Genomic DNA, 12,216 nt, shown 5'->3' on the forward strand with positions numbered 1-12,216 from the left:
CGATCGCCCGCCTGCAACAACTCATTTCCCTGGATTTAAGCTACAACCAATTAACGACGCTGCCAGAAGCGATCACCCACCTGCAAAAACTCACTTGGCTGGATTTATACGACAACAAATTAACGACGCTGCCAGAAGCGATCGCCCGCCTGCAACAACTCACTTACCTGTATTTAAACGGCAACGAATTAACGACGCTGCCAGAAGCGATCGCCCGCCTGCAAAAACTCACTGACCTGGATTTAAGCCACAACCAATTAACGACGCTGCCAGAAGCAATCACCCGCCTGCAACAACTCACTGACCTGGATTTAGTCGGCAACCCCATCGAAAAGCCGCCACCAGAAATTGTTAAACAAGGTATTAAGGCAATTCAGAATTATTTCCGACAACTGCAAGCAGAAGGTACAGATTATATATATGAAGCAAAGTTACTAATTATCGGCGAAGGCGGAGCAGGGAAAACAACACTGGCGAAAAAGATTGAAGATCCAAATTATGTACTCCTAAACGAGGACTCTACCAAGGGAATTGAGGTTATCCAGTGGTATTTCCCAATGGAAAATGGACGAGAATTTCGAGTCAACATCTGGGACTTTGGGGGACAAGAGATTTACCATGCTACTCACCAGTTTTTCCTTACCAACCGTTCACTCTATGCCCTAGTAGCAGATAATCGCAAGGAAGATACCAATTTCCACTATTGGCTGAATGTGGTGGAACTGTTCAGCGATAACAGTCCGCTACTGATCATCAAAAATGAGAAGCTAAAACATCCTTGGGAGATTAATGAACCCCAGTTGCGGGGGCAGTTTGCTAATTTGAAGGAGATTTTACCAACCAACCTTGCTAACAACACAGGTTTAGAACAAGTTTTACAAAAAATCAAGCATTACGTTCAAAACCTGCCCCATATTGGCAGTCCGCTCCCAAGAACCTGGGTTAGAGTCCGGGAAGCTTTGGAGAGTGATATACGCAATTACATCAGGTTGGATGAATACTTGAACATCTGCCAACAAAATGGCTTCACCCAAAGAAATGATAAGTTGCAGTTGAGCAGCTATCTGCACGATTTGGGAGTATGCTTGCACTTCCAGGAAGACCCACTTTTGAACAAGACTGTTATCCTCAAACCCAAGTGGGGAACTGATGCAGTCTACAAAGTGCTGGATAATAAAAAGGTGATTAGCAATCTAGGCAGTTTCACCCAGTCTGACTTGGCAAACATCTGGTGTGAAGACGAATACGCCACGATGCATGATGAACTATTGCGCCTGATGATCAACTTCAAGCTGTGCTACGAAATTCCTAGAAGCCAAGGAAAGTATATTGCCCCACAACTGCTATCTGCTAATCAACCTACTTATGATTGGAATGAAACTAACAACCTGATTCTGCGTTACACTTACGAGTTTATGCCCAAGGGCATCATCACCCAGTTCATCGTCGCCATGCATGAGTTGATGAATGAACAACAATGTGTATGGAAAAGCGGCGTTGTTCTCAGTAAAGACCAGACGAAGGCAGAGGTGATTGAATATTACGGCAAGCGGGAGATTAAGATTCGAGTCTCAGGTCGTCATAAAAGAGATTTGATGACCATAGTTACACATGAACTCGATAAAATTCATGATTCCTACAAGCGATTGAAGTACAACAAGTTAATTCCCTGTAATTGTGAAACCTGCAAAGATAACCAAGAGCCACATTTTTATAAGCTTGAAAATTTAAGAAATCGCCTTGCTAAACAAAAATATGATGTTGAATGTGATATTAGCTTTGAAAAAGTGAATGTTTTAAGCTTAATTGATGATGTGATAGATAAAGATAAAGAGAGGTTGCTTGTAGAGCAGTTAGGGGTTGAAGTTTTCATCAGCTATAGTCATCAAGATCAGGAATGGCTTACCAAACTTCAGAAACACCTCAAACCAATAATTCGCAACCAAAATCTGCTTGTGTGGGACGATACCAAAATCCAAGCTGGTGCTGAGTGGAGTAAAGAAATTGAAAATGCTTTAGCAGCAGCAAAAATAGCAGTATTGTTGGTTAGCCCTAACTTTCTAGCATCAGACTTTATTCACGAGAATGAGTTACCCCCATTATTGAATGCGGCACAAGCCAAAGGACTCACGATTATTTGGATACCCTTGAGTTCTAGCAGCTATGAAGAAACAGAAATTGAAAAATATCAATCAGCGCACCCTCCCAATCAACCTTTAGACAGCCTGAACACATCAGAAGAGAATAAAGCTTGGGTGAATATCTGTAAGAAGATCAAAGCAGCAGCAATCCCTCAGTAAAAGATAGAAAAGGTTTTCTCTCGGTAGTAAGTAAGGGCATGGCAATGCCATGCCCCTACGATAAATCTATATGTATCAGGATTTTTGTGAATTGGTATGATGTGTGAAAACGGTGTATTTGCTCTTAGATGCAAGGTTTGTCTTGATTAGGGATACTGAAAGCAAAGTTTTTTGGTGTGCAAGCGATCGCACCACCACAACATATTACTGTTCTTCACTCTTTTCCTGAAGGAGCGATCGCCAATCTGCGATCGCCTTCTCCGTCCACAACCAATTTTTACCTAATTCATCTACCTGGAAATTGACAGGATCAGACTTGAGAACCATTTGCCGCAACTTGATCGCTTCATTGAGATACTGTGTCTGCTTCCCACTAGATTGACTAAGTGCAGATTTATACAGTCCAAGAGCTAAACCAGCGTATGAAGTTAAAGCATCTTGAGGGACTGCTGTATTTGTAGATGTTCCGGCGCTAGAGTCTGAGTTTTGCTCTTTAAGAGCTAAATTCAAAGCTTTGAACCAAGAATCATTAGCTCGATTCAGATTACCTTCTGTATAGTAAGCAAATCCCAAAGCGTTATTATACAACAGCGATTCGGGTTTAGCTTTTGCAGCAGTTTCCCAGTAACGGCGGGCATCATCAACGCTATAGTTATTGTCTCCAGTTTGGATAGACTGCCACGCTAATCGTCCCTTGAAAAAGTTCACAGATGGATCGTCAGCTTGTTTAGGGGGAATTACTTTCAGGGCAGTGTCAGCCGCAGCCAATGCGCCACGATTGAGTAGTTCTTCTACAGCCAATAACCCACCTTGCAAGTCACCCTGGCTCATTTTTTCCGTAGCGCTGGCGGTGACAATTCCAGTAGTTGCTGTTTCTAAATCGATATTTTGCTGCTTTTGAATAGGTAAAGACTGGGTGGGAATTGCTGGTATATTACGCAAATTTGCTTGGGGCCTATTTTGCCACCACCAATTTAAAGCGATCGCAGCTGCTAACGCACTGATTCCGACAACACCCACAATCGACCACAGCTTGCGGCGACGGTTACGAGGCCTTAGTGGGGCTGGTTGCGATGCCTGTGACGGGCTATACCTACGCGAAAACTCAGATTTTTCTCGATTTCCTTCAAAGTTCCCCACAACTTGAGGTGGCGGTGGTGGAACTTCTCCCCACAAATCGGCTTCCTCTTCTGGGGAAGTCATTTCCTCTGAAATCTGGCTTTGGTGAAAACTATCTTCACGAATTTGTTGATCAGGTTCAGCTGAAGCTTTTTGGTTATCCAGTTGACGAAACAAATCCGAAACTATCGCAGAATCTTCTTCATAGCTTGGGTCATCATACTCAATTTCATCAACCAGATCGCCCCAAGTATCTTCACCTAGCCAGTCCAACCCAGAAGAGTCACGCGCCAAACCAGCAGGAATCATTTCCTCCATTCCTAAAGGCATCTCGGAATCATCTCCCAGAGCAGAGTACATCGTAGAAGTTATACCTAAAGGCGAACCATACTGATTCAGCGACTCCGCACTTTCAGATACCTCACTTTCCTCACTCAGAAAACCGTCAAATTCTGGCTGGAGATACAAAATCGGTAATGCCCAGTACATCTGGTGAGAACTATATGCAGAAATTAAGCCTTGGCGCATCCGACTGACGCACAAATCGACGGGATATCCCTGACTCAAGTTGCGGTAAAACAATTGTGTGAGGGTCAATGCCACTTCATCAGGAATGCGTTCTGACATAGCCAAAACGCTTCTAATTCCACGCTTCACCAAACTTTCTGCCAGGTTACGTTCGCCAGTATCTCCAGAGGGATCGGACGCAGCAGTGTACGCGCCTAAGCAGGAGTTAAACACTGCCATTTGAATATTATTGTTGACGAGCAAACCTGCCAGATCGTCCCCAGTTAAGATTTCTGTTAAGCCAGTTCTGCGGCTAGCAAGATAAATTTCTCCGCCATTGACGCCTAAGTTACTATGACCAGAGTAGTGGAGAACGTGGTATCTGCCTTGTTCTAGAGCTTGCGTCAGTTCTTCCCGTCCTGGTTGGTCTAATACAGTCAGTTCAATTTCTGGAAACCGATTGCTACCTTCAGTCAGTCGTGATGTTTGACGGTGAAGTTCTGCTTGCAGTTTGATAGCTTCCTGCTTCTGTAAATCAAGGCGGACTTGATCTGAAGGGGAAGCAATTACCATCAATACTTTGACACTACCTTGTTCACGCAGTGTGGACATATTTCGCGTAGGCGTAGTCCCCCGCAGGGATCGCAAAGGAGAAGCCCCTAAAATTCCACTTTGGAAGCGAGAAAAAGCCACATAAGGCCCAGTAGCCAGAGGGCGATCGCCTGCGTGCATTACTTCCCAAGGCAGACGAGCTAACCTAGTGTCTTTTAGCCCCAAGCGCAAACGTAGCACTTGTTGATGGTTTTGGGCAATACCTTGGGCAGTAATCCAACTATCTCTGAGAGTGCCTTGAAATAGGGCGTTATAAAATTGTTGACCCAACGCCACCAAATTCACAGAGTTTCTGGCGATATCGCTTTCATGCCCACCAGAAGCGAATGGATCTCCTTGCAACACCGACTTCAACGGGTCATTCATCAAATGCCCAGCAGCCATCAACCAATCAGCTATAGGCCAAGTCACCAATTCTTCTGCCAATGGTACCCCAGGCGCGACTTGTTCCGTCCGCACCAAGTAGTCATTTTGCCCTACTGGGGTTACGGAAATATGGAATTCCTGGGTCACAACTTCTCCTGTCCGCCTCCTAAATCTGGTTTGAAACGCGAAAGTTTCAAGTCGATTTTCCGCTCCCTCTAATAACTTAGATGCATCCCACCCCTGAATGTTTCTGATTCGGTGCTGTTTTGGTTTTTCTGCCTTTACAACTTTATCCGGATCGGATTACTTGGATCTAGAACACTTAATTGGTAGATGCACCTTGATCTTCAACTCCCCTAGTTGGCTAACACCCACTGGGGGTTTTTTTATTTTGGCAAACAACAGCAACTTCTGACGCAGATATTCTCTACCAGAAAATAGTGCTTAATCCTAGAATACTTGATTAGTAGATGGATGTCCCTTGATCTTTAACTCCCCTAATGCAGTTAATATCCACTCTTGTTTTTTTTGACACACAACAACAATCAATTTTCTCAAAAATTTATCCGGAGCGTGGTGGTTAAACCTAGAACATTTAATTGGTAGATGCACCCTGATAACTAGCTCCCCTGGTCGGCTAACGCCCACTGGGGGTTTTTTTATGAATAGGACTTAAGCAAACAATAGCCGAAACCCTTATTTTACCGTAGGGACAATTCATGAATTGCCCCTACCGCGTGTAGTTTTGCGTAAGTCCTAATGAAGAAAGTAAGCTAATCCACCTTTAACTTAGTAGGTCTGTCCTGATAACTAACCCCTCTGAGGTTTTTCTCTGATAAATAAACAGTAATCATTTCAACTTTGCTAATTTATCCGGTAGCGACCCATTTACGTTAGAAAAGATTATTGGTAGATGCACCCTGATAACTCACTCCCCTGGTTGGCTAACGCTCACTGGGGGTTTTTTTTAGTTGTGTAGGCGTCGCCATCAACCCTGATTTTTACCATTTTCCCCGGAAGATACTGGCTGCCCCTAGTAAAGATTATTGGTAGATGCACCCTGATAACTCACTCCCCTAGTAGGCTAACACCAACTGGGGTTTTTTTATTTTAAAAAATAAATGAACCTGATAACTCGCTCTCCTGGCTGGCTAACGCTCACTGGGGGTTTTTCGGCGTAGGCGTCGCCATCACCCTTGATTTTGACATTTTCCCCGGAAGATGCTGCCTGCCCCTAGTAAATATTATTGGTAGATGCACCCTGATAACTCACTCCCCTAGTAGGTTAACACCAACTGGGGTTTTTTTATTTTAAAAAATAACTCAACCTGATAACTCGCTCCTCTGGGTGGCTAACGTTCACTGGGGATTTTTTCGGCGTAGACGTCGCCATCACCCTTGATTTTGACCATTTTCCCCGGAAGATGCTGCCTGCCCCTAGTAAATATTATTGGTAGATGCACCCTGATAAATCACTCCCCTAGTAGGCTAACACCAACTGGGGTTTTTTTATTTTAAAAAATAACTGACCTTTCTACAAATTTATCCGGAGTATGGTGTTTAACCTGAGAACATTTAATTGGTAGATGCACCCTGATAACTAACTCCCCTGGTTGGCTAAGGCTCACTGGGGGTTTTTTTTGGCTATAGCTCCAGGATTTTCTACCCATATTGGAGCGCACCGCTATTCTTGTTGATACTGCTGGTAGACCTTGAATATCCTCCTATCGTCAGGATAGAGCATAACTGTCTCACTCAATCCCTGAATCGCTTTCTTTTTATTATTGTGAGATAGAGATGCCACTCCAAAATGATTGCTATGATATTTAATCACATTCTTAATTTTTTTTCTATATTTTGACCTTTAACTGTTTGTCTGCTAGCAATCCTCCTGTCAAAGAAGAGGAAAGAGAGCAGTGGAGAGAACCCCATAAATACCCAAATACATGATTCTGCTGGTGAATGAATGGGGTTACACCAAGGGGAGGGGGGAAAATTCAAGCAAATATTTCCTCCAAATACCCAAGTTTAGTGGTGAAAGGTCAGACATAATCTACCAAATTTTTAGCTGAGATTAGACGGTATTTGTCTGCTGAAAAAGCGGTCTAAAATTTCTGATTTCTGCTCTGAACTGAAGTTTTCATACCAATTTCCATGCTTCTCAAATAGTGCGGAATTTCTGAAAGTCTCTAAATTAGAATCTGGTTTTTCATTTAGAGGTCTTTGTCTATTCTGGGAATAAGTAAGCATTTCTAATGTATGGTTGTTCTTTCGATGCACAAGTTGCATCAATAAATCCATTGCGACAGTTGGCAAAACACGGCAGGTATAATTCACAAAAAAATCAAAAGTCATATTGCCTAGACGAATGCGATCGCCATCTTTGAGCTTGATCGGCCCAACAGCGCGATCGCCATTCACAAAGGAACCATTGGTACTGTTGAAATCTATTAAGTAAAAGCCTTGCTCGTCAATATGTTGAATAGCAGCGTGGCGACGAGACATATAACTATCAGCAATATAAATACCGCTGGTGCGATTCCGACCTATTGTCCAGATCCGCTGTGGCTGTCGTAAACTTTGAGTCTGATTGTCGCACAAGTTCGTCATCAAATAAACAGCAGCAGTATCCACTACACCATGTACGTAACATGCCTTTACTCTCGTCAAGGACGGTTGAGATAGGTTTTCTAGCTGAAGAATTTCATCTAGAAGGCTGCTGTGGTGTTCATACAACTTGAGGAATACCTGATATAAAGTTAATCGCCGTTCTATTTCCGTTTGTGCAAAGTCAGCCATTATACGTAAACCTTGTACTACCTGATTTCGGTTTTGAATATTTTACTTCAGCCCACAATCAGGGATAATTGATTTTTCACTTCCCGCTGCCATCTGAAAACTTGAGTGGCTTAATAACGTTATGTTTTACAACTTTTAGGTGCGAGATTCCCTGTTGTTTCTAGCCATAAAAAGCATGAAAATATTTATCAAAAATTCTTATGATGCTTTATTGTTTATTGTAAATAATCATTTGTTATTTGTAACAGATATAAATCATAAAGATTTCATTAAGAATTAACAATTACCTGCGTATTTTTGCTAGATAATTGGATCTTTCTTAACATTTGTGAGAGTGATGACTATCGATCAACCCAAACATTTATATATTTGGTCAATTCTGAATAAATCTGAGTTTTGTATCGAGAATGATCAGGGCTAAATTTTCCAATTCAGTGAGAAAATAGAAGCCTTGCGATCCTTATAAAAAAGTAGTTTAAAATTTTTAATAAAAATACAACTAACGGATACTTTAAAAAACACATAGGCTATATTTGCTAATCTAAATAATCGGCTCCAATAAAAAGAACTCATCTGTAAAGATAGTCCAAACTCTAAGAGGATGTTTGAAAAGTCTACTTTATTACTCGCCGGGCGATTAGAAGTCGCGGCTACACAGACAAAACCCGCCTGCGCGGGTTAAAAAACTTCATTTCTCGTTAGTCCACGCAGGTGGACTTCTCTGCGAGACGCTGTTCGCGTTCGTTTGTGTAGTAAAGAATTATATTCGCCCAATACTTTTCAAACAACCTCTAATATAAAATCCGGTTCATTACTTACCTTTTATGTTGAGTAAAAAAAGCAATAATCGCACTCAACACAAAAGATCCAAAGCCCCAAGATGCGGCACGGACACAGCACCCAGGCGAGCCGTTCCAATATGATGACATACCACACTTAAAACTTGGAAACGGCTAGATATAAACCTTGTAAAAAGCTTTGTTGATGATTTTAAACAACGAATGCACACAGATAAGTTATCTGTGTGCATTCGTATTAATCTGTGGTTTAATTTTCCTGATTAGTGCATTTCATCGTATTCTGGGGCTTCAACTCTTCTTGCTTCCATCCGTGAAGCAGGCAGAAACTCAGCGCGACGGACTGGAACCAAGGGTGGTGTATTTCCTTGGTAGGGGTGAATAACTTGTACAGTACGGGCTGGACGCTGACGTGGTGAGAACAAAGCCAACACCCCTGCGACGACAACACCACCACCAATAGTGAGAGTTGCGCCTCCCACTGCCCAAAGCATGGGTGAAGACCACCAAGAACTTTGCGGCTGGATTGCTGCTGTTTTTTGTTGGTTATTTTGCTGGGCTAATTGCCACTGCTGCTGAGTATTGAAATTTTGGACTTGCCCTTGGAGTTGTTGATTTTGCAACTTTAGCTGTTCATTGTCGTTTTTTAAACGTTCCAGCTGCATTTGCGCGTTCAGTTTCTCCATCTCTAAGCGCTGGTCAGTATTGGGAGCAGTCGGCGGTTGAGCCTGACCGGGATACACTGGTGGCGGCGCATAAGGGTTATAAGGAGAATACATTTGTGGCTGCATTCCCGGCGCTACTACAGTCCCTGGCATTTGCGGAGCAACAGCAAAGTTAGGTTGTAGGGGGGTATTTGTTCCTTTGAGCAATACGAGAGCCGCCAGCCCAGCTACGGCGACCCCGCCGATAAACGCCATACTCTCACTCATCGCCTTTGCTCCTCGATTGCGACGTAACTATAATCATTTGTGACTGACTCACTCTCACACTCACACTCATAAATTATGCCTACTTGATTTCACATAATACTCAAACTATAAGCGACTATATCAGCTAGTTTTTTTACATCATGATATCTGATGTTAATATTCAAGACCATAATGGTCAAATTGTCTACCAAGCAAGGATAGAAAAACTACACTGTTATACTTTTTTAATCTACTTTCTCCGTCTAATCAAGAGGAGTATTTATGCTGGTGTTGGTGGTCTTGATGGCTGCCTTGAGACTTTGGCAAAATTGGGCGATCGCATTTAGTCCTTGCTCTGGTGTTCCTTCTGCTAGCCGTTTCACAAAAGCGCTACCGACGATCGCTCCATCTGCGCCCCATTCCATTACCTGATGAGCTTGTGCAGCTTCGGAGATGCCAAAGCCGACAGCGATGGGTTTATCAGTAACACTACGAATTTGTTGGAGTAAATCTGACACGCGGTTTTCCAGTTGCGATCGCACTCCTGTAACCCCTGTAACGCTGACTAAATAAATAAACCCTTGGGAAGAACGAGCGATCGCTTCTATCCGTTCAGCAGAACTGGTGGGAGCTACCAACAAGATGACATCAATTCCCATCTCACTAGCTGCTTGCAGCAAGCCTGCTGCTTCCTCTAAGGGTAAGTCAGGTATTACCAATCCGGCGACCCCAGCAGCGGAAATTTGCTGAAGAAATTTTTCAATTCCCCGATGCAAAATTGAGTTGTAATAGATTAACAGGACAATAGGCGATCGCAATTTGGGAGTAATCCCTTGCAACATTTCCAGTACCTGCTCCAATTTTGTTCCCCTTTGTAGAGCGCGGGTAGCAGCAGCTTGAATTACTGGCCCATCAGCTAGAGGATCGGAATAAGGTATGCCCAGTTCAATAATATCGGCTCCACTTTGATCTAGAACCTGCAAAGCTTTTGCTGTTGTTTCTAAATCTGGATCGCCAGCAGTAATAAACGGAATCAGAGCACACTCATGATTCCGCCCAAGGGTTTCAAAGCAATCAGAAATTGCAGTCATTTTAGTCAAGTGTCAATACTCAGTGGTCATTGGTCAGTGGTCATTAGTCATTGGTCATTAGTAAAGGACAAATGACTAATGACAAAGGACAAATAACAACTGACCAATGATAACTTTACACCTGAGATTGCTCTTCTTGTTCTATTTCAGCTTGAATTCGTGCGAGTTCTTCAGGAGTAAGCTCGTCTAGCCGCTTTTGCAGAAAGTCTTGCTCATACTGTTCCCGCTGTTGGTGGTAGGTCATTTTTTGTCCCACCGCCCGGAAAAAATAAGTCGCTAACCAGCCAATTAACCCACTGACTAGTAAGACTTGGCTCCATATACCAGCTTTCTGATTATCCAAGCCGACTAGCTGCAATCCTACATAAGCCAATCCGCCGGCAATAAAAACACCCAAGCCAATTCCAATAGCGTCAATCCGTCGCATGAGAGTTATGACCTACCAATTTCGTTAAACTTGAATTTGTCGCCGTTGAGGTCGGAAATTTACAAACGGCGATAGAACCAACAGACCCGGAAAGAAGAAAAACACCAAAAAGTACATGAATACACGCTCGATGGAGCTAGCTACATACCAACGCTGCTTCAGGTACAGCAAGACAGCAATGGGGATTACCAAAAGGTAAGCTCCAGCCAAAATCAGATACAGTAGGGCGACAATCATAACTTTCAAGTCTTAAGCATCTGTTTTCCATCATAGGCTGAACAGCCTAACTGAGGGAAGTATAGTCATGATGCTTTCAACATTACTGCGGCATAATTCCTCCTCTATATCCAGATTGATTGATAAAAGCTAATTTTATGCTATTATCGTAAATCTACTAGCAAACAAATGCTTTAGTCATACAAGATGAGAAACTCATCTAGGTTGATTACGAATAAAACTTCCGATTTGGGAAGCAATCGCACAATCTAGAAAAAATATTTTCAATCTAGTTGGACAAAAGACACAATTGATGGTGGAATAGATAAGGCGGTATTTGCTGCCTCCAAAAAATAACTAGGTTTATATCTAGTTAATTACCAAACACCTGCGGGGGTGTGGCGGAATGGTAGACGCTACGGACTTAAATAATTGAGCCTTGAAGGAGAAATCCCTCAAGTGGAAGCTCTCAAACTCAGGGAAACCTAAATCTGGTGACAGACATGGCAATCCTGAGCCAAGCCGAAGAAAGTCCTGAGTCATGAGTGCTGAGTGGTGAGTAAATTTAAAACTCTTAACTCCTAACTCCTAACTCATAACTACTCGGAAGGTGCAGAGACCCGACGGGAGCTACCCTAACGTTAAGTCGAGGGTAAAGGGAGAGTCCAATTCTTAAAACCTGAACTTGGCTATTGTCATCAGGTAGCAGTGAAAACTGCGGGAGAATGAAAATCCGTTGACCGTAATAGGTCGTGTGGGTTCAAGTCCCTCCACCCCCACTAAAAATTTAAAATACGGAAAAGCTTACATAAAAATTATGGGCGAGTTGTATCTAATCATAGATTAACTCGCCCATATCTTTATGCATGGTCTTTTATAAGTAAAATTAAGTAATTTCACTGAACTATTTCATGAAGTATTAAACAATTTGTCTTTAATACTTTATTTATAGTCTTAGTTAATCAAATTTATGTAAAAAGATTACTGAATCTCTGAAGAATAGATTGATACTACTGTTTACCAAGGTTAAGCTGGTAATAATATGAACAGGAAGCCTTTTTGTCCTGATAA

7 protein-coding genes are annotated in these 12,216 nt (G+C 42.6%); 1 reads left to right on the plus strand and 6 read right to left on the minus strand.

Annotation, left to right across the window (positions count from 1 at the left end; translation table 11 throughout):
* Positions 1–2,300: COR domain-containing protein (locus ABF638_RS24100; protein ID WP_435025465.1), on the plus strand; the 2,300-nt coding region annotated here is incomplete at its 5' end.
* A 204-nt stretch (positions 2,301–2,504) separates the two neighbouring features.
* On the opposite strand, the gene hetF is transcribed toward ABF638_RS24100, so the two are convergent.
* The 6 genes from hetF to ndhL form a co-directional block, all read right to left on the minus strand.
* Positions 2,505–5,051, minus strand: coding sequence for a cell division protein HetF (gene hetF, locus ABF638_RS24105; RefSeq protein WP_435025466.1), 2,547 nt, complete (start codon positions 5,049–5,051; stop codon positions 2,505–2,507).
* Between the two features lie 1,917 nt (positions 5,052–6,968).
* Positions 6,969–7,703 (minus strand): FHA domain-containing protein, encoded by a 735-nt coding sequence (locus tag ABF638_RS24110; RefSeq protein WP_435025467.1) that lies wholly within the window; start codon positions 7,701–7,703, stop codon positions 6,969–6,971.
* A gap of 1,060 nt (positions 7,704–8,763) precedes the next feature.
* A complete protein-coding gene (locus tag ABF638_RS24115; protein ID WP_435025468.1) occupies positions 8,764–9,432 on the minus strand; it encodes a heterocyst differentiation related protein in 669 nt (222 codons plus the stop codon).
* Positions 9,433–9,674: 242 nt separating this feature from the next.
* Complete coding sequence (gene trpA / locus ABF638_RS24120) at positions 9,675–10,502, minus strand: tryptophan synthase subunit alpha (RefSeq protein ID WP_435025469.1); 828 nt, start codon at positions 10,500–10,502, stop codon at positions 9,675–9,677.
* A gap of 115 nt (positions 10,503–10,617) precedes the next feature.
* Positions 10,618–10,929, minus strand: a complete 312-nt coding sequence (locus ABF638_RS24125) for a DUF3007 family protein (RefSeq protein WP_181930689.1) — start codon at positions 10,927–10,929, stop codon at positions 10,618–10,620.
* 24 nt (positions 10,930–10,953) lie between these two features.
* Complete coding sequence (gene ndhL / locus ABF638_RS24130; protein WP_292760199.1) at positions 10,954–11,166, minus strand: NAD(P)H-quinone oxidoreductase subunit L; 213 nt, start codon at positions 11,164–11,166, stop codon at positions 10,954–10,956.
* Between the last annotated feature and the right edge of the window lie 1,050 nt (positions 11,167–12,216).

The sequence above is a fragment of the Nostoc sp. CALU 1950 genome, from assembly GCF_051172895.1.
Taxonomy (GTDB): Bacteria; Cyanobacteriota; Cyanobacteriia; order Cyanobacteriales; family Nostocaceae; genus Nostoc; species Nostoc edaphicum_A.

Bases quoted from the DNA above. Each gene is read 5' to 3' on its own strand.
- ABF638_RS24110 (WP_435025467.1), bottom strand. From the start codon at position 7,703: ATGGCTGACTTTGCACAAACGGAAATAGAACGGCGATTAACTTTATAT.
- ABF638_RS24115 (WP_435025468.1), bottom strand. From the start codon at position 9,432: ATGAGTGAGAGTATGGCGTTTATCGGCGGGGTCGCCGTAGCTGGGCTG.
- trpA (WP_435025469.1), bottom strand. From the start codon at position 10,502: ATGACTGCAATTTCTGATTGCTTTGAAACCCTTGGGCGGAATCATGAG.
- ABF638_RS24125 (WP_181930689.1), bottom strand. From the start codon at position 10,929: ATGCGACGGATTGACGCTATTGGAATTGGCTTGGGTGTTTTTATTGCC.
- ndhL (WP_292760199.1), bottom strand. From the start codon at position 11,166: ATGATTGTCGCCCTACTGTATCTGATTTTGGCTGGAGCTTACCTTTTG.